The 18,599-nt window shown below is 70.8% G+C and carries 24 protein-coding genes; 8 read left to right on the forward strand and 16 right to left on the reverse strand.

Translation table 11 applies throughout. The annotated features are described in order from the left end of the window. Positions 1-129: 129 nt before the first annotated feature. Entirely contained in the window at positions 130-729 is a 600-nt protein-coding gene (locus tag ACFFNX_RS00195) for an acyl-CoA-like ligand-binding transcription factor (protein ID WP_378193124.1), read from the forward strand. A 132-nt stretch (positions 730-861) separates the two neighbouring features. Here the strand turns inward: ACFFNX_RS00195 and ACFFNX_RS00200 are convergent, their stop codons facing one another. Together ACFFNX_RS00200 and ACFFNX_RS00205 are read right to left on the reverse strand one after the other, a co-directional pair. Continuing rightward, positions 862-1,260 carry a hypothetical protein gene (locus ACFFNX_RS00200; protein ID WP_378193126.1) on the reverse strand — a complete coding sequence of 133 codons (399 nt, stop codon included), beginning with the start codon at positions 1,258-1,260 and terminating at the stop codon, positions 862-864. Between the two features lie 163 nt (positions 1,261-1,423). Next, entirely contained in the window at positions 1,424-1,915 is a 492-nt protein-coding gene (locus tag ACFFNX_RS00205) for a TetR/AcrR family transcriptional regulator (protein WP_378193129.1), read from the reverse strand. A gap of 85 nt (positions 1,916-2,000) precedes the next feature. Between ACFFNX_RS00205 and ACFFNX_RS00210 the strand changes: the two genes are divergently transcribed. Next, the gene (locus ACFFNX_RS00210) at positions 2,001-3,056 is read left to right on the forward strand and encodes an FAD-dependent monooxygenase (protein ID WP_378193132.1); all 1,056 of its coding nucleotides are present in this window, start codon (positions 2,001-2,003) and stop codon (positions 3,054-3,056) included. A 162-nt stretch (positions 3,057-3,218) separates the two neighbouring features. On the opposite strand, the gene ACFFNX_RS00215 is transcribed toward ACFFNX_RS00210, so the two are convergent. Further along, on the reverse strand, positions 3,219-3,872 hold the full coding sequence (locus ACFFNX_RS00215) for a haloacid dehalogenase type II (RefSeq protein WP_446678495.1): 654 nt from the start codon (positions 3,870-3,872) through the stop codon (positions 3,219-3,221). 88 nt (positions 3,873-3,960) lie between these two features. Between ACFFNX_RS00215 and ACFFNX_RS00220 the strand changes: the two genes are divergently transcribed. Further along, the gene (locus ACFFNX_RS00220; protein WP_378193138.1) at positions 3,961-4,281 is read left to right on the forward strand and encodes an ArsR/SmtB family transcription factor; all 321 of its coding nucleotides are present in this window, start codon (positions 3,961-3,963) and stop codon (positions 4,279-4,281) included. Between the two features lie 35 nt (positions 4,282-4,316). Here the strand turns inward: ACFFNX_RS00220 and ACFFNX_RS00225 are convergent, their stop codons facing one another. Then, complete coding sequence (locus ACFFNX_RS00225; RefSeq protein ID WP_378193141.1) at positions 4,317-4,589, reverse strand: hypothetical protein; 273 nt, start codon at positions 4,587-4,589, stop codon at positions 4,317-4,319. Positions 4,590-4,795: 206 nt separating this feature from the next. On the opposite strand from ACFFNX_RS00225, the gene ACFFNX_RS00230 reads away from it, so the two are divergent. After that, positions 4,796-6,322 carry a GNAT family N-acetyltransferase gene (locus ACFFNX_RS00230; RefSeq protein WP_378193144.1) on the forward strand — a complete coding sequence of 509 codons (1,527 nt, stop codon included), beginning with the start codon at positions 4,796-4,798 and terminating at the stop codon, positions 6,320-6,322. On the opposite strand, the gene ACFFNX_RS00235 is transcribed toward ACFFNX_RS00230, so the two are convergent. From ACFFNX_RS00235 to ACFFNX_RS00245, 3 genes are all read right to left on the reverse strand, one after another. Further along, entirely contained in the window at positions 6,283-7,215 is a 933-nt protein-coding gene (locus ACFFNX_RS00235; protein ID WP_378193147.1) for an NAD-dependent epimerase/dehydratase family protein, read from the reverse strand. The genes ACFFNX_RS00230 and ACFFNX_RS00235 overlap by 40 nt on opposite strands. Before the next feature lie 143 nt (positions 7,216-7,358). Further along, a complete protein-coding gene (locus ACFFNX_RS00240) occupies positions 7,359-7,715 on the reverse strand; it encodes a nuclear transport factor 2 family protein (protein ID WP_378193150.1) in 357 nt (118 codons plus the stop codon). A gap of 84 nt (positions 7,716-7,799) precedes the next feature. Next, positions 7,800-8,417, reverse strand: coding sequence for a GrpB family protein (locus ACFFNX_RS00245; RefSeq protein ID WP_378193152.1), 618 nt, complete (start codon positions 8,415-8,417; stop codon positions 7,800-7,802). Positions 8,418-8,608: 191 nt separating this feature from the next. On the opposite strand from ACFFNX_RS00245, the gene ACFFNX_RS00250 reads away from it, so the two are divergent. Together ACFFNX_RS00250 and ACFFNX_RS00255 are read left to right on the forward strand one after the other, a co-directional pair. Continuing rightward, complete coding sequence (locus ACFFNX_RS00250; RefSeq protein WP_378193155.1) at positions 8,609-9,580, forward strand: aldo/keto reductase; 972 nt, start codon at positions 8,609-8,611, stop codon at positions 9,578-9,580. Positions 9,581-9,732: 152 nt separating this feature from the next. Then, on the forward strand, positions 9,733-10,239 hold the full coding sequence (locus tag ACFFNX_RS00255) for a hypothetical protein (RefSeq protein WP_378193157.1): 507 nt from the start codon (positions 9,733-9,735) through the stop codon (positions 10,237-10,239). A 9-nt stretch (positions 10,240-10,248) separates the two neighbouring features. Here ACFFNX_RS00255 and ACFFNX_RS00260 read toward each other — a convergent pair whose 3' ends face one another. The 5 genes from ACFFNX_RS00260 to ACFFNX_RS00280 form a co-directional block, all read right to left on the reverse strand. Continuing rightward, the gene (locus ACFFNX_RS00260) at positions 10,249-11,460 is read right to left on the reverse strand and encodes a HEAT repeat domain-containing protein (RefSeq protein ID WP_378193160.1); all 1,212 of its coding nucleotides are present in this window, start codon (positions 11,458-11,460) and stop codon (positions 10,249-10,251) included. A gap of 27 nt (positions 11,461-11,487) precedes the next feature. Then, positions 11,488-12,168 (reverse strand): NAD(P)H-dependent oxidoreductase, encoded by a 681-nt coding sequence (locus tag ACFFNX_RS00265; protein ID WP_378193163.1) that lies wholly within the window; start codon positions 12,166-12,168, stop codon positions 11,488-11,490. Positions 12,169-12,202: 34 nt separating this feature from the next. Beyond that, positions 12,203-12,535 carry an ArsR/SmtB family transcription factor gene (locus ACFFNX_RS00270; protein ID WP_378193167.1) on the reverse strand — a complete coding sequence of 111 codons (333 nt, stop codon included), beginning with the start codon at positions 12,533-12,535 and terminating at the stop codon, positions 12,203-12,205. 73 nt (positions 12,536-12,608) lie between these two features. Further along, complete coding sequence (locus tag ACFFNX_RS00275; protein WP_378193170.1) at positions 12,609-13,745, reverse strand: serine hydrolase domain-containing protein; 1,137 nt, start codon at positions 13,743-13,745, stop codon at positions 12,609-12,611. 100 nt (positions 13,746-13,845) lie between these two features. Beyond that, positions 13,846-14,400, reverse strand: a complete 555-nt coding sequence (locus ACFFNX_RS00280; protein ID WP_378193173.1) for a helix-turn-helix domain-containing protein — start codon at positions 14,398-14,400, stop codon at positions 13,846-13,848. A 71-nt stretch (positions 14,401-14,471) separates the two neighbouring features. Here ACFFNX_RS00280 and ACFFNX_RS00285 point away from each other — a divergent pair, with 71 nt between their 5' ends. Beyond that, the gene (locus tag ACFFNX_RS00285; RefSeq protein WP_378193175.1) at positions 14,472-15,116 is read left to right on the forward strand and encodes a B3/B4 domain-containing protein; all 645 of its coding nucleotides are present in this window, start codon (positions 14,472-14,474) and stop codon (positions 15,114-15,116) included. Further along, complete coding sequence (locus ACFFNX_RS00290) at positions 15,113-15,946, forward strand: EamA family transporter (protein ID WP_378193178.1); 834 nt, start codon at positions 15,113-15,115, stop codon at positions 15,944-15,946. The genes ACFFNX_RS00285 and ACFFNX_RS00290 overlap by 4 nt, the downstream gene beginning before the upstream one ends. Before the next feature lie 64 nt (positions 15,947-16,010). Here ACFFNX_RS00290 and ACFFNX_RS00295 read toward each other — a convergent pair whose 3' ends face one another. The 4 genes from ACFFNX_RS00295 to ACFFNX_RS00310 all read right to left on the reverse strand — a co-directional run bounded on the left by ACFFNX_RS00295 (position 16,011) and on the right by ACFFNX_RS00310 (position 18,490). Beyond that, positions 16,011-17,336, reverse strand: coding sequence for a helix-turn-helix domain-containing protein (locus ACFFNX_RS00295; protein WP_378193181.1), 1,326 nt, complete (start codon positions 17,334-17,336; stop codon positions 16,011-16,013). A 135-nt stretch (positions 17,337-17,471) separates the two neighbouring features. After that, the gene (locus ACFFNX_RS00300; RefSeq protein ID WP_378193184.1) at positions 17,472-17,999 is read right to left on the reverse strand and encodes a PH domain-containing protein; all 528 of its coding nucleotides are present in this window, start codon (positions 17,997-17,999) and stop codon (positions 17,472-17,474) included. Beyond that, positions 17,996-18,145, reverse strand: a complete 150-nt coding sequence (locus tag ACFFNX_RS00305; protein WP_378193187.1) for a hypothetical protein — start codon at positions 18,143-18,145, stop codon at positions 17,996-17,998. Before ACFFNX_RS00305 ends, ACFFNX_RS00300 begins: the two co-directional genes overlap by 4 nt. 132 nt (positions 18,146-18,277) lie before the next feature. Next, positions 18,278-18,490, reverse strand: coding sequence for a hypothetical protein (locus tag ACFFNX_RS00310; RefSeq protein WP_378193318.1), 213 nt, complete (start codon positions 18,488-18,490; stop codon positions 18,278-18,280). Positions 18,491-18,599: the final 109 nt, after the last annotated feature.

Here is an 18,599-nt window from a genome sequence, read left to right on the forward strand (position 1 = left end):
AATCCGCATATGGAGAACGGTCGGCGCAGAGAGACGGAGGCCGGCGACCTGCCTGGTCAACCACCACCACGCCGACGGGCCGTCGCCGATGAGCTCGTGACACTGGCATCCTTGTCGCGGAGGACCACAGTGACCGACTCAACCACCGGCCGGCCAGGGCTGCGCGAGCGCAAGAAGGCCAGGACCCGCGCCACGATCCAGGCCTGCGCCATGCGCCTGTTCCGCGAGCAGGGCTACGACGCCACCACCATCGAGCAGATCATCGAGGCCGCCGAGGTCTCCGAGACGACCTTCTTCCGGTACTTCCCGGCCAAGGAAGACCTGGTACTGCGCGACGACTACGACCCGAAGCTCATCGAGGCGTTCCAGTCGCAGCCGCCCGAGATGCCGCTGATCCCGGCCCTGCGCGCCTCGTTCGCCGCGGCCTTCGCCGGCATGACCGCCCGGCAGCGAGCCGAGCAGAACGAGCGGATCGCGCTCAGCTTCGCCGTCCCCAGACTGCGCGCCGCCATGCTCGACCAGATCGCCCAGGCCATGCAGCTCCTCGCCCACGCCATGGCCGAACGCGCCGGTCGCCGGCCCGACGATTTCACCGTCCGTACGGTCGCCGGCGCCATCGTCGGCGCCGTCATGGCGGTCTCCGCCGCCGTCGCCGACGACCCGGACGCCGACCTCCCCACTCTCATCGACCAGGCCATTGCTCACCTGGAATCCGGCCTCGGCCTGTAGGCGCGAAAGACCCCCAGGCGCCGGATCCGGATTGGTCGCGGGAGCTGTACGGAGCATTCGCCGTCGACCGGGCAGCGGGTCCGGCGTGCGGTGTACGGGCCGGACCACGCCGAGCCGTACGGCCATCGGAACTCAGCCGGTGGCCAGGCGAAGAATCGCGGTCCCGCCGGTCACGGCCACCAGTTGTATCGCGAAGTCCCCGGCCTGCGGCTCGGGCGGTCCGGACGGCTTCACCGGACACGAGAGGCCGCCGCCGGCGCTCTGGACATGGAACGTGGACGTGCAGTGTCCCTTGATGGAGCCCTTGCCGCCGCCACCGGGCAGGGTGAGGTCGATCTTCACCCCGTCCGGCAGCACCTTCTTCACCGAGAGGACGCCCGGCCCGACGCGGCCGCCGAGCCGGATCTTGACCGGCTTGGACACGGCCACCTCGCAGTCGCCGTCCTCGCAGGCCGAGTATCTGGTGCCGTCCGCGGCCGTGGGTGCCGGAGATGCCGTCTTCGTGGCCGCCGGGACAGGGCGCGCGCTCACGGTGGAGCCGGGGCCGGACTCGCCGCCGCAGCCCGTCGCAGCCAGTGCCGCGAGCGAAGCGCAGACGAGGAGACCCGCTCGCCGGGGATGCCCTGGAATCATGCGGCGAAGGTAAGGCCCGATGCCCGGGAGGGGTCCCGGCCCCTGGCGGTGCGGAAGACGCTCAGAGCTCCGTGACGAGCGATCGAAGTTCGGAGATCACGTCCGCGCCGGTGGGCGCGTGATCCGGGTCCACCAGCCACTGCAACATCAGGCCGGTCAGCAGGGCGAGCGGCACCGAGCCGCCGAGCCCCTCCCGCCCTTCGCGTTGTCCCTCGGCGAGGTGCCGGCGTACCTCGGGTGACCGCGTGGCGTGCACGGCGGCCTCGAGCTGGGCGATCCACAACGCCCGGTGGGCGGTGAAGCTGTCGATCAGTGCCTGCCAGCGCTGCTCCGGCCGGTCGGACGGCGCGTCGCGGGCGAGTTCGTCGCCGAGTTCGTCGACCGCTTCCACGAGGGCCTGGGTGAGCAGGGCGTCCTTGGAGCCGAAGTGATAGCCGATGGCGGCGTGGCTGACGCCGGCGGCCGAGGCGATGTCCCGGACGGTCGTGTGCGCCCAGCCGCGTTCGATCAAGCAACGCTTGGCTCCGGCCAGCAACTGCTCTCGGTTTCCCATGCGCCGCAGCATATCGAACGTGTTGCCCATTTGGTTCATCCATATGGTTTGACCAAGTGGACAAGTCGTGGCTACGGTCGTGCCCATGACCAAGGTTCTGATCTCAGGTGCGAGCGTCGCCGGTCCGGCCCTCGCCTACTTCCTGCACCGTGACGGCTACGACGTGACCGTGGTCGAGCGCGCGACGGAGCTACGTGACAGCGGGTACGCGGTCGACTTTCGCGGCGCGGCGTTCGATGTGCTGGAGGAGATGGGCGTCCTCGCCGAGGTACGCGAGCACGACACGAAGATGCGCGGCACGACGCTGGTGGACGAGAAAGGCGTCGAGACCGGGCAGTTGCCCGCCGAGGCGTTCGCCGGCGAACTCGAGGTGCCGAAGCGGGAGCTGACCCGCATCCTGCACCGCATCACCGCAGGCGACGTGGAGTACGTCTTCGACGACTCGATCAGCGCGATGAGCCGGCACGAGTCCGGCGTGACGGTCCGGTTCGAACGCGGCGCCACCCGGGAGTTCGACCTGGTGTTCGGGGCCGATGGCGTGTTCTCGAAGGTTCGAGAGCTGGCCTTCGGGCCGCACGCGGACGCCGTACGGCACCTGGGCCTGTCCGGTGTCGGCTTCAGCACCGCCAACCACGTCGGCCTCGACCACAGTGGGCTGTTGCAGCATCTCGACGACACGGCGATCTACATGTTCAGCGCCGATGAGGCGGATCGGCTCACGGTCAGCCTCTCCTTCGCCACCGCCTCACCGGCCCTGGACCGACGCGGTCGCCATGAGCAGGAGCAGGCGGTACGCGCCGCCTTCGCCGGGCACGGCTGGCAGGTGCCCTGGCTGCTGGAGGCGATGAGCCAGGCCGACGACTTCTACTTCTCCTCGGCGTGCCAGGTCCGGTTGGACCGCTGGTCACACGGCCGGGTCGCACTGGTCGGCGACGCGGGGTACTGCGCCGCGCCGACCAGCGGCATGGGCACCTCCCAGGCGCTGATCGGCGCCTGGACGCTGGCCCGAAACCTGACCTCTTCGGGCGGCGACCACGCGACGGCGTTCAGCGCGTACGAGGCGGAGCTGCGTCCCTACGTCGCAGAGAACCAGACGAAGGGCCGACAGGCGGCGGCGACGTTCGGCGGCGGAACCGACTAGGGCCCGTGTCGGTTGGGTCGTGGGTTTTCCACAGCCGTGTGTGCGGTCTTCCTTTGGTGCGTGGGGTGGCTTGACGATGGAAGTGGGGTCGGCGCCCCCTGGGAGGGCGGAGAGCGTCCCAGCCAGCGGAGTGTCCCGGACGGCGGGACGTCGAAACATGCCCTAGGGCTGTTCGATGAGGCGGGTGGCGATCGTGTCCAGGTCGGGGGCCGAGATCGTCGGTGCGGCGTCGGCGGGCAGCGGGGTGGCGCCGTTGCGGGAGACGAAGGCCGTCTTCAGACCGGCATGGTGGGCGCCGGTGATGTCCCAGCCGTGCGCCGCGATGAGTACCGCGTCCGATGGTGCCACGCCCTGGTCCTCCAGCACGAGGCGGTACGGCTCGGGGGCGGGCTTCAGCCGGCCGGCCTGGTCCGCCGAGTACGCCGTGTCGACCAGGTCGCGCAGACCGGAGTTGCGTAGTTGGTCCTCGGCGAACTCACCGACCGAGTTGGTCAGCGTCACCACCCGGTGCCCGGCGTCGCGCAGCCGTCGCAATGCCTCCGCGACGTCGGGATGGGCCGGCAACCGGCGCATCCGCCGGCCTAGTTCCCGCTGGTCGTCCTCGGTGGCGCTGCGGCCGTACCGCTCGGCGATCGGTGGCAGGCACGCCGCCGCGATCTCGCCGAACGGGCGGTACGCGCCCGCCGCGGTCAGCGCCAGCGCGTTGTGGATCACCAGGTCGAACCACTCGCGCCGGGCGTCCGGGTGGCCGGTGACCGACCCGAACAGGTCGTCGAGGCCCGCCAGGTCCAGCAGAGTCTCGTTCACGTCGAACACGCACAGCATCACAGGCCTCCAAGAGGTACGATAGGTCTCGTACCGCAAAGGTACGAGAAGTCTCGTACCTTGTCGAGGAGAAACCGCCATGGCCTTCCCCGTGCCGCCGATCGACGAGGTCGATCTCGGTCAGGTGTTCCGCGCGCTCGCCGACCCGCTGCGGCGCGCCGTGGTCGCCGAGTTGGTGGCCGATGACGACGACGGCGAACGCGCCTGTGCCTCGTTCGTCATGCCGGTGACCAAGTCGACCAAGACCCACCACTGGCGCGCGCTTCGCGAGGCCGGGCTCATCGTGCAACGAGACGCCGGCAACGGCACGTTCGTACGGCTCCGCCGCGAGGAGTTCGAGAGGCGCTTCCCCGGCCTGCTCGGCATCGTGGCGAAACTCAGCACACCGGCGCACGGCTGACGCGGCGGCTCACCCGACCTGGTCAGATCGGCGCGTCACCATCCATGGCCCCAGCTGTGCCAGCTGCTGTACCAGCCCTCATCCCAGTCGCCGCTCCAGCCCCAGCCATTATCATCGTCCCAGCCCCAGCAGTCGTCCCCCCAGCATCCCTGGGCGGCTGTGGCCTGCTGTGGAGCGACGCTCGCCGCCTGAACGGCGGGCCTCGCCTGCTGTGCGCCGGCGGGAGCCGCGGTGCCGACGGCGAATGCGGTCATGCCCGCGATGGCGGCGCCACCGACGATCGTCGCCACACGTGTCCGGATTCTCATGAGACCCTCCGGTCCTTCCACGGCGCGCCCCGGCCGACTGTCCCGGAGCGCGGACCCTGCTCGTGAAAGTCACCTGATCGCTCTCAGGCTATGCCGCGGCGCGGGGACGGCACGGTTCCCCCAGGTGGACATCTGGCCGTACGCCGCCGGGTGACATGCGAAAGATAGGCTCCGGGCGAGCCATCCGGACATAAAGGGGGATACCGGTGTCGCAGATCGCGGTCGTGGAGGTGCCTCAGTGGCAAGGGTCGGGCGCGGCGACCGCGCGGCGCCTGCGTGATGGCGCCCGCCTGCTGGCCGGCCTCGTGCCGGCGGCGGAGCATCTGCGCGTGGACGTCCCGGACGAGCCCGGTGACGTGCTGGCGACCAACGCCGAAAAGGTCCGTACCGCGCTCGACCGCGCCCGTGGACGTCTGACGGTCACGGTCGGCGGCGACTGCGGCGTCGAGCTGGCGCCGATCGCCGCGGCCGTACGGCGGCACGGCGAGCGGCTGGCGGTGGTCTGGTTCGACGCGCACGGGGACCTCAACACGCCCGAGTCCTCACCGTCCGGTGCCTTCCACGGCATGGTGCTTCGCACCCTCCTCGGTGAGGGGCCGTCCGCGCTGGTGCCCGACCGGCCGTTGCGGCGTGACCAGGTCGTGCTCGCGGGCGTACGCGCGCTCGACCCGGCCGAGCGCGCGTACGCCGAGGGGCTGCCCGTCGTGACCGACGCCGCGTCTCTGCCGGCGGCGGTCGGCGACGCGGACGCGGTGTACGTCCACATCGACCTGGACGTGCTCGACCCCGACGTGTTCGCCTCGGTGGGCACGCCCGAGGCGGGCGGACTGACGCCCGGCCAGGTCGTCGGCATGGTCACCGCCCTCGCCGAGCGCTTTGAGATCGCCGGGCTCGGCATCACCGAGTACGAGCCCGCCCGGCCACAGGACCAGGAGACGCTCGCCGGCCTCGTCGGCCCGGTCGCGGATGCGTGCGCGGCCTCGGTCGTACGGGAGGTCGAGCGACGAGCCTTCGCCGCCTGGCCCGCGAGCACGGTGACGGAAGAGGGCGGCTGGCTGCTGCGGCACACCCCGGGCGTCGGCCGGCGGCGCTCGAACTCGGCAGTGCCGGTCGCCGAGCCGTCCATCGACCACCTCGAGGCGTTCTACCGCGCTCGCGGCCTGCCCGCGATGGTGCAACTCGGCCCGGCGCACCAGGACCTGGACGCGGCACTGGCCGAGCGCGGTTACCGGATGGACGCGCCCACGTCCGTCATGACGGCCGTGACGTCGCACGTCGTGGACGCCTCCGGCACCGCCTCGACGGTCGTCGACGTCGCCGAGACCCCCGATGCGTGGCTGAAGATCTTCGTCGAGCTGAACGCGCGTGGCGACAGCGCGGAGGTCGGAGAAAAGGTGATCTCCCGTATCGCGGCGCCCGCGGCCTTCCTGAGCGTGACTCGCGACGGGCTCCCGGCGGGAATGGGCCTGGTCGCGGCCGACTCGGGCTGGGCGGGGATGTTTTCGATGGCGACCCGGCCGGACCTGCGCGGGCAGGGCATCGCGACCGCCGTCCTCGGCGCCGGGGCGCGCTGGGCCGCCCACCAGGGGGCGACCCGGCTCTACCTCCAGGTCGAGGACGACAACGACACCGCGCGGCGGCTCTACTCCCGGGCCGGTTTCACCCGGTCATACGGGTACCACTACCGGATCGATCAGGCCCGGTCGGGTGAGCCGGCCTCGATCCAGCGGTAGACCTCGCGTACGCCGTCGGCCAGGGCGGTACGAGGGCTCCAGCCGAGGTCGGCGCGGACACGTTCGGCGTTGAGGGCGCTGCGCAGCACCTCGCCGGGCCGGGCCGGCCGGAACTCTGGTTCGAGGGTCCGTCCGGCCGCCTGCCCGACGACGTCGATGAGCTCCAGCACGCTGGTCTCGCGCCCGGTGCCGATGTTCCAGACGCCGGGGGTCTCGGCGCGGGCGGCGGCCAGGAACGCCTCGGCGACGTCGCCGACGTAGACGTAGTCGCGGGTCTGCCGCCCGTCGCCGAAGACCGTCGGCCGCTCGCCGCGCAGCGCCTTGCCGCAGAAGATGCCGACGACCCCCGCCTCACCGGTGGGGTCCTGACGCGGGCCGTAGACGTTGGCGAGCCGCAGCGCCGCGTGTGTGGTGCCGTGGAGGCGGTTGTAGAGGGCGAAGTACTGCTCGGCGCAGTACTTCGCGGTGCCGTACGGCGCCTCCGGTGCCGGCGGCTCGTCCTCCGAGGTGGGGACGGGCACGCCGCCGCCGTAGATGGCCCCGCCCGTGCTGGCGAACAGCACGCGCGCTCCGACGGCCCGCGCGGCCTCCAGCACGTTCACCGTGCCGACGACGTTGACCGCCGCGTCGGCCGCGGGCGCGTCGACCGACACCCGTACGTCGATCTGGGCGGCGAGGTGGCAGATCACCTGCGGCTTGGCCTGCTCGACCGCCTCGGTCAGCGCGTCGGCGTCGGTGATCGCGGCGGTGAAGACCGTGACCGAGGGGTCGACACGCCCCGGCCGCCCACGGGAGAGGTCGTCGAGCACGGCGACCTCGTCTCCGCCGGCGACGAAGGCGTCCGTCACATGAGAGCCGATGAACCCGGCACCGCCGGTCACAAGAGTCCGCATGTCAGGCAAGCCTAGGCGGTCTCCTCCGGCGCCGCCGCGCGCCCGGCCGCAATTAGCCGGGACCTTACCTTTAGGTCGTGGTTTGTCCGGCTCTCCCGGCGGAGGCCGAGGGGAAGGCGGCGACCGCCTTCCCCAGGGCGGCACTACTGGGCAGGAACCTTGTCCAGGAAGCCGTGGACGTTCTGGATCCGGCCGTCGGCGGCGAGCACCGCCACGTCGAAGCCGATGACGATGGCCTCTCCGTCCTTGGGGCCCAGTTCCCAGGTGAACCGGGCGAGGTCGTGGTGCGCGTCCACCGACGGCCCGAGCCGGAAGACGAACTCCGGAAACTGTTGCTGGACGGCACCGATGACGGCGTCGATCCCGTCGTGCCCGGTGACGTCGGCGAGCGGATCGACGTACCGGCCGTCGGCGGCGAAGAGCGCCTCGACCTGTGCGCGCCGCGCGGCGGGGTCCTTCTCGTTCCAGACGTCGATGTAGCGGTTGACCAGCTCGTTCATGGTATTTCCTCCTGTTCGGAACACCCATGACGATGCCAGCGCGCCGGCGGAGGATCGATTACGTGCGAGGTAAGCGAAGCCGTTTCACCGCGGCTCACAGCGCGAGAAGGGCGGAGAACGCCGCGGGGTCCAGGCGGTCGCGGCGGCCCAGGGCTCGGCGACCGCGATGACGAGGTCGACTACCGGGTCCTTGACGTCGGAGTACGTGCCGGTGTCGCCGACGGTGCCCGCGAGGACGCTCTTGAAGCGGGCGTAGGCGGGGACGGCCTCGGGGTGGGCCCGGAACCAGTCGCGGAACAGCAGGGCGAGCCGCTCGTTGGGAGAGCCGAGGCGCCGGACGTGCAGGTTGATGTCCGCGCCCGAGTGCCCGCGCCGTGCCCACAGTCTCTTCGTCCAGCGCTCCGGATCGTCGTCGCATCCGGCGGGGACATGGTCGTGCTGATGGACGGAGCGCCGGAATCCGCGCTCGGCCAGCGGCCGGTCGAACGCACGCTCGGCCGCCGGAAGGTCCTCGACGCTGATCTGCAGGTCGAATACCGGCTTGGCCGCCATGCCGGGAATGGAGGTGCTGCCGATGTGCTCGACGTGCAGCGCCAGCGGTGCGAGCGCGGCCAGTAGCTCATCGGCGAGGGCGATCCCTCGTGCCCCCCAACCGAGATCGTGGCCGACCAGGACGGGCGCGAGCATCGGGTCCTCGGGCATTCGAGCAGTGTACGGAATGGGGACATCACTCCTGTCCACCGCGATTTCGGAGCGCGGTCTGTCTCGGCGGGATCCGGCCGCTCTCGGCCTTGTCCACAACCCGCGTTTCCCGGTCCCCCTCCGCGTTGCCCGGCCGTAGGCTGCCCTCGACGCCGTTCGGGTCGGCGACGTGTCCGGAAGGGACCCCCGCCATGAGGAAGTCAACGGACCGCTACGTGGGTGCCGTAGGCCTCGGCTGCATGGGCATGAGCTGGGCCTACACCGAGTCCGAGCGTGACGACGACGCGTCGGTCGCGCTGATACGAGAGGCCGTCGACCTCGGTGTGACGTTCCTCGACACGAGCGATGTGTACGGCGCCGGGCACAACGAGCGGCTGCTCGGCAGGGCGCTGGCCGGCGACGGCGTGCGCGACCGGGCCGTGCTCGCCACGAAGGTCGGGCTCGTCGGTTCCCCGGACCGGCGCACGGCCCACGACGGCTCGCCGGAGCACGTGCGCGAGGCGGTCGAGGCCAGCCTCGGCCGGCTCGGCACCGACGTGATCGACCTGTACTACCTGCATCGCGTCGACCCCAAGGTGCCGCTCGCCGAGACGTGGGGCGCGATGTCCGAGCTGGTCACCGAGGGCAAGGTCCGCCACCTGGGCCTGTCGGAGGTGACCGTCGAGCAGGCCGAGGAGGCGCACGCCGTCTACCCGGTCGCGGCGATCCAGTCGGAGCTGTCCCTGTGGACCCGCGACCCGCTCGGTGTGAGCGCCGACGGCGACACCAAGACCGGCGACGTCGTGGGCTGGTGCGCCGACAACGACGCGGTCTTCGTGCCGTTCTCCCCGCTCGGCCGCGGCTTCCTCACCGGCAGGGTTACCACGGCGAGCTTCGAGGACAACGACTGGCGCGGGTCGATGCCGCGCTTCCAGGAGGACGCCCTGAAACACAACCTCCGCATCGTCGACGTCGCCCGTACGGTCGCGGAGCGCCACGGCGCCACCCCGGCCCAGGTCGCCATCGCCTGGACCCTCGCCCAGGGCGAGCACGTCATCCCCATCCCGGGCACGAAGAAGCGCAAATACCTCCACGAGAACACCACGGCGGCCGGCGTCGACCTCACCGACGACGACCTCGCCGAGCTCGACACCGTCCCCCCACCGGTCGGCGCCCGCTACTGACGAACCAACGGCCCCCGCTCGCCGCTCCGATCGCGACCGCTCACCGAACGCGGGTGACCATGGCCACCGCGCTCCTGGTACGCGGGGCATGACACCGGTGCGGATCGCGGCGGCGGGATGACGTCGTGGGATCTTTGGCGCAGGATTGACGCGTGATCGGTGACCGCTGGGGCGTGAGCGACAGCGAGACCTCGCGCCCGTATCCCTGCGACGACTTCGTCGCCTCACCCACGCTGCAGGCGTGGCGGGGCGTCGGAGTCGAGGCGCCCGCCGAAGCGGTGTGGCCGTGGGTCGTGCAGGTGCGGCTCGCCCCCTACTCCTACGACTGGATCGACAACCTCGGGCGTCGCTCACCCCGGGAGCTCGTAGGCCTCCCAGAGCCCCGGGTCGGCGACAGGTTCACCACCGCGGGCGGGCGCGAGCTGGGCCGGATCGTCTCGGTCGATCCCGGAGAGCAGCTGACGAGCACCATCATGGGCGCCTTCATGTCCTACGTCCTCGTGCCCCAGGAGCACGACACGACGCGTCTGCTGCTCAAGGTCGTCATGCGCACCACCCGCTGGGCCGCCCCCGCACTGTCCGTCGGCGACCTGATCATGGCGCGACGGCAGTTGCTGAACCTCAAGCGACTCGCCGAACGCCACCAGGGTCCGGCCTAAAGCGTCGCCTCAGGTACGGACGAGTGCCCGGCACAGGTCTTGGTCGAGGGGCAGCTGCGGGTGCCAGTTGGCCAGTAGCGCGCCGAGGAAGGCCCGCTGGGCGCTGGTCAGCACGCTCCGTTCGGTGAGCGGCTCCGGAAAGGCCAGCCGGACCCATGGGCCGACCTCGTGTTCGTAGGTGGCGTGGGAGGACATCGCGGTCAGCCTCAGTGCGACCGGCAGGATCGTCTCCAGGTCGTCGACCCGATCGGCGAGTGCCCGCGCGAGATCGAACCGGAGCCAGCCCTGCTGACCGGGAAGGTGGTCTTCGAACCATCGGTCGGCGGTTTCAGGATCCTCCAGGGCGGCCAGCAGCTCGGCGGTGGCGCGTTCGTCACCCGCGAACACGGGCGCGAGCGCGGCGCAGGCGCGTACGCCCGGATGCGGGTCGTGGAGCAGGGATTCGGGGCGGCGGCCGAGGATTCCGAGCAGCCGGGCGACGGTCGCGCGTTCCCTGGGTTCGGACGAACCCGCGGCGGCGTCCTCCAGCAACTCGACCAGGGCCGCTTCGTGGCCGCCGAGCGACGCGTGCCGCAGGCAGTACACGGCCGCGATCATGGCGGGAGTGCGAACGGCCGCATCGGCGTCGCGGATCAGCGGAAGGACCCCGCCGAACACATCGGGGACGAACTTCCTGCAGGCGAGGAGGCCACGGGCCCTCATGGCGCGGCCGTACTGTTCGTCATTGGCGGCCTCCACCAGGGCCGGCGGGGGCGGCGTTCGCGTCGCGGGGTTGGGGTCGAGCCGCCAGTCGCAGGCGCGAGCGGCGTCGCGGATCCGTCGCAGGTCCGCTTCGTCGCGGTCGGCGGGGTAGGCGTCGCGGATGAGTTCCTCGTCGGGGATTTCAAGCCGGCATGCCTCGGCGAACAGGACGAGGTAGGTCAGCAGTGCCGTCCGCAGCGATCTGGGTTCTGGATCCCACGGCAGGACGTCGGCGACGGACACATCGGTTCGGGGGTCGGCGAGGAGCCCGGCGACGATCCTGACGAACGGCCCGGTCGCGGAGCAGACGCTGCCCTGGTGCAGCATCGCGGCGTCGAGATATTCGACCGCGTCACTGCGGGCCTCCGGATCGTCGCCGACCAGGGCGAGAAGCCGCGCCGGTGCGTCCGATGCCGGGCCGTAGGCGTGCTCGAGATCGTCCCAGTCGACCTGGAGCACTGCCGCACGCAGAGAGTCCATCGGGAGATTCTGGGGCCTGGCAGGTCCTCACGCCAGTACGGGTCCGCCGACCAGGCCCTTGCCGATCGCCGTGAAGGACTCTCGTACGGTCTCCAGCGCGCTCCGGCGTTCGGCGTCGGTCATGTGGGCCGGCCCGTAGGTGACGACTGGGGGGAGTACCTCATAGCCGACGAACTCCAACATGCCCCGGTGGATGTGGACCAGGAAGTCGTCCATCGCCCCGAACGCCCCGCCCGGGGTGAAGGACTCCGCGGAGCCGCCGGTGGTCACGAGGACCATCGCCCGCCTCCCCCGCAGGGCGGCCCGGTCGAACAGGCCGAAGTCGCCACCGAAGAGCGCCCCCATGACGAAGGTGCGGTCGATCCAGCCCTTGAGGATCGCCGGCATCGAGAACCACCACAGCGGGAAGGACAGGACCAGCAGATCGGCGGCCAGCACCGAGTCCAGGTGAGTTCGCACGTCGCCGGTCAAGGTCCCTTCCCGGACGGCCCTCATCTGCTCTGCCTGCGGTTTGAACGGCCCGCGGACCGGCTCGAACTCGTGGCGGTCGAGGACCGGGCTCCACCCGTCGGCGTAGAGGTCCACGACCTCCACGACGTGGCCTGAGCGTCGCAGTTCCTCGGCGGCGGCCCGCATCTGCGCCGTGGCGAAGGCGCCGGGCTCGGGGTGGGCATGAACGATCAGCGCGGTCTTGCTCGGCGTGTCCATGGGACCATCATATCGCAATATCGCGATTCTTCGATTAGAGCAGTGCGGCGACCGCGGCCGACAGCTGCCGCAGGCGCTCCTCGTCTCGCCGGTAGTGCGTCCACTTGCCGACGCGGGTGGAGCGAACGAGCCCCGCACGCTCAAGGGCCGCCATGTACGAAGAGACGGTCGACTGCGCCAGCCCGCTCTTGGCCTGGATGTGACTGACGCACACGCCGACGACCCGGCGATCCGCGATCGGCTCGTAGGCCGCGAACTCCTCGTCCGCGTTCCTGAGCCACTGCATGATCTGGAGGCGGACCGGGTTGGCCAGCGCCTTGAACGCCTCGAGCATCTCCTCCGGCCGCGACACGACCTCATCATCCACGGGCGGGCCCCTCTCATTCATTTCGACATACCACGGTATCTCGATGAAAAGGCCCCGCACCGCGGCGATGTCCTCAGGAGCACAGGGCGGTCGTCACGGCGGCCTCCACGTCGGCGTCCTGGGCGTCGGAGCCACCCGGGTCGAGGTTCACCATGACCGTGGCCTGCCGGCCGTCCATGGTGTTGCCGCTCATCGTCTCGAACCCGAAGATGTCGCCGCCGTGCCCCCAGTAGAAACCGCCGCACGGCAGCGGATGGCGTTCCAGGCCCAGCCCGTACGCGCGGCCGTCCGAGCCGCCGGTCGCCCGCACCCGTGTCATCTCGGCCAGCTCCGCCGGGCGCAGCAGCCGCCCGTGCAGGAGCGCGTCGAAGAACCGTGACACGTCGGAGGCGCTGGAGATCATGTTGCCGTCTCCGGCGGCGATCGACGGGTTGAACTCCGTCACGTCGATCGGCTCGGCGTCGGCGCCGGGCCGTACGTATCCGCGCGGGTGCGGCCCGGGGATCACGGTCGCGTCGCCGGGCACGAACGTGGATCGGAGCCCGAGCGGTCCCAGGACGCGCCGCTCGATCTCCGTGGCGTACGGATGGCCGGTCACCTTCTCGATCAGCATCGAGGCCAGCAGGTAGTTGGTGTTGCTGTAACTCCACTTCGTGCCCGGCGCGAACAGCGGCGGGTGCGCCAGCGCGATTCGGAGCATCTCCTCACGGTCGTGGTGGGCGAACCGGTCGGCCAGGACGTCCTGCGGCGTGTAGTACGTCAGGTAGTCGGGCAGCCCGCTCGTGTGCTGGAGCAACTCCCGTACGGTGATGCGCCGGCCGTCGTTGCCGCTCCCGCGCACGACGCCGGGCAGGTAGCGCTCCACCGGCGCGTCGAGCGCGACGCGGTGTTCGCCCACGAGTTGCAGCACGACCGTCGCGACGTACGGCTTGGTCATGCTGCCGATGCGGAACCTGTCGTCGGCGCGCATCGGATCCTTCGTGCGCAGGTCCGCGACGCCGCTGGTCAGCACGGTGACACCGCGACGGTCCCGCACTTGGACGAGGGCTCCGGGCGCCCCATCCTCGGTGGTCAGCCGGTGCAGCACCTTCTGGACGGCGGTGTGGCCGGCGGGCTCGGCGGCGGCTCGCGGTCCGCTCAGCGCCGCGGACGACGCGAGGCCCATGGCCAGGGTGAGTGCGGCGCCCAGCGCTCGCGCGTGAGTGAACACGTGATCCTCCAGTAGAGATCGACTGGGAAATCACGCTAGGAATCGCGCGCCGTGGTCCGCGTCACCCGCCGGAGCCATCGCGAGAGTCATACCGCAGGGCTCAGTCCATCACCGTAAGGATGAAGCGGACGTCCTCGTCGGACTCGTTCGCGTACGCGTGGGCGCGGTCGCCGTGGAACAAGGCCGCGTCGCCGGCCGCCACCTCCCTACGACTCTCGCCCACGACCAGGGACAGCACGCCCGACTCGACACTGATGATCTCCCGGGTGCCCGCGCTGTGCGGCTCGCTGTCGCGGCGCTCGCCGGGCCGCAGCTCCCACCGCCACAGTTCGAGCGAGGGGCGCGGGTCGCTGCCGGCCAGCAGCGTGCCGGTGCCGCCTGACGGGCCGTTCCACAGCACCACGTGGCGGCTCGTGGGGAACAGCTGGATCGGCGGCTCCTCCTCGACCTGGACGAGCCGGGTCAACGGCACGCCGAGGGTGTCGGCGACGCGGATCAGCGTGCTGAGGTTGGGGTTGCCGCGCGCCTGCTCCAGCGCGACGAGCACGCCCTTGCTGAGCCCGGCGCGCGCGGCGAGCTGGTCGAGGCTCCAGCCGTGCGCGGCGCGCAGGGCGCGGACGGTGCGGGCGACCGCATCGCCGACCGTGTCTGTCATGGATCACCCTCGATGGTCGTTATAGTGAACTGCTCGGTACTATATTCCGACCGACTCCCGGGAGAGGCGCCATGCTCGAACGAATCACCGTCGATGACACGGTACGCGCGCTGCGTCCCGACTTCGCCGTCCTCCTGATGACCGCCGAGGGCCTGGTCAACGGCCCGTCCGCCGGCACCGAGAGCACGGACGGCCTCGCCGAGGTCGCCGCCCCTCACGTGGCCGCCTGGCGCGAGGCGTACCGCGGGTTCGGCGTGAACCCCAAGCGCGCCCGCCCGTCCGTGGACGCCCTGCTGCGCCGCCCCGAGCTGCCCGCCATCAACGGGGTCGTCGACGCCTACAATCTGATCAGCGTGCGCCACGGTCTGCCCATCGGCGGCGAGGACCTCGACACGTACGCCGGCCCGGCCCGCCTGACCCGGGCGGTGGGCGATGAGGACTTCGCGACGGTCAAGGACGGCGAACCGGTCGTCGAGCACCCCGAGCCGGGCGAGGTGGTCTGGCGCGACGACGCGGGCGTCACCTGCCGGCGTTGGAACTGGCGCCAGTGCATGCGCACGCACATCACCGAGCAGACCAAGAACGCCCTGTTCATCCTGGAACGGCTCGAGCCGTACTCGCTCGACCGGCTGATCGAGGCCGGCGACGAGCTGGCCGGCCTGCTGCGCGCGATCACTCCCGGGGCCACCATCGCCACCCGGCTGATCGAGCCATGATCATCGCACTCGCGCTCAGCTCCGCGATCGTCTTCGGCGCCGGCGACTTCTGCGGCGGAGCGGCGTCGCGGCGCGCCGGCTCGACCGGGGTCCTGACCCTCAGCCTGCCCGCCGGGCTCGTGCTCCTGCTGGCCGTGGCCCTGGCGTTCGGCGACGGATCGAGCGGCGGCGCCCTCGCGTGGGGCGTCGCCTCCGGCCTGGCGGGCGGCGGCGCCCTGCTGGTCTTCTACCGTGCGCTGGCGCAGGGGCCGATGAGCGTGGTCGCCCCGGTCTCGGGGCTGATGGCCGCCGTCGTGCCCGCCGTCGTCGGGGTGGCCAAGGGCGACCGCCTGTCGCCCACGGCCGTCGCCGGGATCGTGCTGTGCCTGGTCGCCATCTGCTTCGTCAGCATCGAGCCGAACGGACAGCAGGCCCGCACGGGGCTGCGCGGCCCGCTGCTGGCCGTGCTCGCCGGCACGGGGTTCGGGGCGTTCTTCGTGCTCATCCAGCAGGGCGACGACGGCACGCTGTGGCCCCTCGTCGCCTCCAAGGCGGTCGGCGTGGTGATCGTCGTCATCGCCGCGCTGGTGACCGGCGGCCGGCCGCCGTTGCACGACCGCGTCACCGCCGGCGTCGCGCTGCTGGCCGGGTCGCTGGACGTCCTCGGCAACGCGCTGTACGTCCTGGCGTCGCGCGCCGGCATGCTGAGCATCGCGGGCGTGCTCAGCTCGCTCTACCCGGCGAGCACCGTCCTGCTGGCGCGGCTGGTGTACGGCGAACGGCTCCGGCCGATCCAGCGCGTCGGCCTCGTCGTCGCGGTGGCCGGCGTCGGGCTCGTCACGTCGGGCTGACGGGCACGATCGCGCGTGCGCGTACGGCTCCGGCCGCTCTGGCGCTTCGGGCCGAGGGCCCGCGCTATCGCAGGTTGACGACGATGTCGGAGTGCTGCGGGCTGGACCGCAGACCGGCCGACTCCAGCGCCTTGCGGTAGGCGTCCATCATCGCGGTGGAGTCCTCGGCCGTGCCGAACAGGTCGCCCAGCTCCCGCCAGACCCGCGCGGTGGCCCGCGAGGCCTCCAGGCCGGCCAGCTCGTCGCGGGCCGCGCGCAGGGCGGTGAGCGCCTTCTCGCGGTCTCCGTCGGCGATGAGCGCCTGCGCGAGCATCAGCCGGGCGCGGATCGTCGTTACCGTCGCCCGCGGCTCGGCGGTGAGGTCGGCCAGCACGCCGTCGGCGATGCGGACGGCGGTCGCCGGCTCGCCGAGCAGCACCTTCGAGCGGGCCATCTCGATCCGACACTCGGCCGCGTCCATGCCGCTGAGGATCGGCTCGGCGTCGCTGAGGAGCTCGAGCGCCTTGCCCGCGTCCATCGGGGAGGCGCCGGAGGGCAGGAGCGTACGGGCGGCGGTGACGCGCAGGCGGGCGTGGGCCTTGGCCTGGTCGCCGCCGGCGTGCAGCGCGAGCGCCTGCTCGGCGAGGTACAGCGACTCGCCGCCCTCACCCTCTTCGAGGGCCTGCCGGCTCGCCTCGACGTAGGCGGTGATCATCACGGACGCGTCGGGCTCACCGGCGGCCAGGAGCCGCTCGGCCAGCTCGTGCGCCGGCGCGGGCTCGCCGCGGTCGAGGTAGGTCGCGATGAGCGTGCGGCCGATCTCGGCGGCGTCCTCGCCGCCGAGCAGGCGGAGGTCGGCCAGGCGGTTCAGCGCGGACTCACCGAGCGCGAGCGTGCGGCCGAGGTCGCCGGCGGCGCGGTAGCAACGGGCCAGCACGATCGTCACCGGCAGCCAGCCGGTGCGGCCACGGTCGCGCGTGGCCTCCTCGCGCAGCTCCTCAAGGGCCTTGATCGCCTCTTCGCCGCGGCCCATGGTCTCCAGAGCGCGTGCGCGACCCCACCGGGCGCGCTTCATCAGCTCCGGGTCGTTGTCGACCGCGTCGAGGATCTCGTCGAACCACGCCAGGGACTGGTCGGCGTCGCCCCCGAGGAGCGCCAGCTCGGCGTGGCGCGCGCGGACCTGTAGATGCAGACGCTCTTCGGGCTCGATGCCCTCAGAGAGGTATTCCGGCAAGCAGCCCAGCCGGCTGGCGAGCAGCCGTACGACGGCGGGAGTCGGGGTGCGCTTCCCGGACTCGATCAACGAGATGTAACTGTCGGACAACTCGGTCCCGGCAAGCTGCGCCTGAGAGAGGTGCTTACTCAGGCGCAGGTTACGGACTCGCTCACCAACGCTTCCTTGACCCGGCATCACGTCTCACTTACCGAAGGGCTACACGCGGATTGGGTTACGACCTGATTGTGAGTAGCACTACCTCACACAAGGAGGGTAACCCAAACAACTTGGACAAGGTGTAGGAGTCCGGGTCAAGTTACCCAGTAGAGATCAGTCGTCCGAAGAATCGCTCGTTGGAAAGATCATGCTGCAGACCTCTAGGTACAGCTGTTCAGGATACGGGAGGTAACTAACAACGCGGAAGGCTTGGTCCTGACCGGCCGACTCGAGGACGAACTCGCCATAGCCGAGCATGCGGCCGCTCATGGACCGCTGAAAGCTCATGTCGGTGACTTTGGACAACGGCATCATGGCGACCTTACGTGTGAGCAGGCCGGTGGTCAGGAGCATGCGCTGGTTGGTGATCACGAAGTAGTCCACCGACCACGTCGCGACCTTCCAGACGAACCAGGCGAGCAGCACCAGCCAGGCCCACCAGATCCAGTTGACCAGCGAACCGTTGCTCCCGACGACCACATTGCTCAGCACGCCCGCGACCACCAGCCCGCCCAGGACGAAGGCGATGGGGGTCATCAGAACGGCCGGATGCCGTCGTACGGTGATCACCTGCTGCTCGTGGGGCAGCAGGTAACGGTGAATCGATGCCGGCGCCGAGTCGCCGGGGGTTACGAGCCTCATAGCGCGTTGACGAAGCGCGACAGGGAGTTACCGGCCGATGCGAGGCTGCCGGCCGCGTTGTGAACGATGCGCGCGGCCCCGCTTGGGGAATTGAGCAGGTAGAAGACCACGAAGATCCCCAGTGCCCAAGTGAGGTACTTCTTCAAGGGACTTGCCTCCCGAAGCCCTGACGCACTGACCCAACTCAAGTAGTACACCAGCCGTGGAGCAGGGCTGCAAAGAGGTTCGTGACCGTATCTGCGGGCCGAATCGGCCTTGTCAAGAGGCGGTCGGGTGGATCAGGCGCCGCCGTGTCCCTCCGCGGCCGCCAGGGCGAGCACTTCCAGGTGCTTGCGCGCGATGCGTTCGACCAGCTCAGGGGAGGCTTCGCCGATGACTTCCTCGGCACTGTGGCGCGCCGCCTCGACACATCGGATGACCATCTCGGCCGGATGCACCTCGCCGAACTCCTCCGCGAGATTTTCGGCGACCGTCTCAAACGTCCACGCCATGACACTCTCCGCATCAGCCCGCCGCGGCCGCGACAACGCCGCCCGGGAATCGGTCACAATCCGTAGCAGGCTATTACCCTCCGCGTACGGATCTTGAACGCGTCCCCCT

The organism is Actinoallomurus acaciae (assembly GCF_042429965.1).
In the GTDB taxonomy this organism is placed as follows: Bacteria; Actinomycetota; Actinomycetes; order Streptosporangiales; family Streptosporangiaceae; genus Actinoallomurus; species Actinoallomurus acaciae.

Bases quoted from the DNA above. Each gene is read 5' to 3' on its own strand.
- ACFFNX_RS00240 (WP_378193150.1), bottom strand. From the start codon at position 7,715: ATGAACGAGCTGGTCAACCGCTACATCGACGTCTGGAACGAGAAGGAC.
- ACFFNX_RS00250 (WP_378193155.1), top strand. From the start codon at position 8,609: ATGAGGAAGTCAACGGACCGCTACGTGGGTGCCGTAGGCCTCGGCTGC.
- ACFFNX_RS00245 (WP_378193152.1), bottom strand. From the start codon at position 8,417: ATGCCCGAGGACCCGATGCTCGCGCCCGTCCTGGTCGGCCACGATCTC.
- ACFFNX_RS00220 (WP_378193138.1), top strand. From the start codon at position 3,961: ATGGCCTTCCCCGTGCCGCCGATCGACGAGGTCGATCTCGGTCAGGTG.
- ACFFNX_RS00225 (WP_378193141.1), bottom strand. From the start codon at position 4,589: ATGAGAATCCGGACACGTGTGGCGACGATCGTCGGTGGCGCCGCCATC.
- ACFFNX_RS00290 (WP_378193178.1), top strand. From the start codon at position 15,113: ATGATCATCGCACTCGCGCTCAGCTCCGCGATCGTCTTCGGCGCCGGC.
- ACFFNX_RS00310 (WP_378193318.1), bottom strand. From the start codon at position 18,490: ATGGCGTGGACGTTTGAGACGGTCGCCGAAAATCTCGCGGAGGAGTTC.
- ACFFNX_RS00300 (WP_378193184.1), bottom strand. From the start codon at position 17,999: ATGAGGCTCGTAACCCCCGGCGACTCGGCGCCGGCATCGATTCACCGT.
- ACFFNX_RS00295 (WP_378193181.1), bottom strand. From the start codon at position 17,336: ATGCCGGGTCAAGGAAGCGTTGGTGAGCGAGTCCGTAACCTGCGCCTG.
- ACFFNX_RS00235 (WP_378193147.1), bottom strand. From the start codon at position 7,215: ATGCGGACTCTTGTGACCGGCGGTGCCGGGTTCATCGGCTCTCATGTG.
- ACFFNX_RS00210 (WP_378193132.1), top strand. From the start codon at position 2,001: ATGACCAAGGTTCTGATCTCAGGTGCGAGCGTCGCCGGTCCGGCCCTC.
- ACFFNX_RS00205 (WP_378193129.1), bottom strand. From the start codon at position 1,915: ATGGGAAACCGAGAGCAGTTGCTGGCCGGAGCCAAGCGTTGCTTGATC.
- ACFFNX_RS00280 (WP_378193173.1), bottom strand. From the start codon at position 14,400: ATGACAGACACGGTCGGCGATGCGGTCGCCCGCACCGTCCGCGCCCTG.
- ACFFNX_RS00285 (WP_378193175.1), top strand. From the start codon at position 14,472: ATGCTCGAACGAATCACCGTCGATGACACGGTACGCGCGCTGCGTCCC.
- ACFFNX_RS00265 (WP_378193163.1), bottom strand. From the start codon at position 12,168: ATGGACACGCCGAGCAAGACCGCGCTGATCGTTCATGCCCACCCCGAG.
- ACFFNX_RS00260 (WP_378193160.1), bottom strand. From the start codon at position 11,460: ATGGACTCTCTGCGTGCGGCAGTGCTCCAGGTCGACTGGGACGATCTC.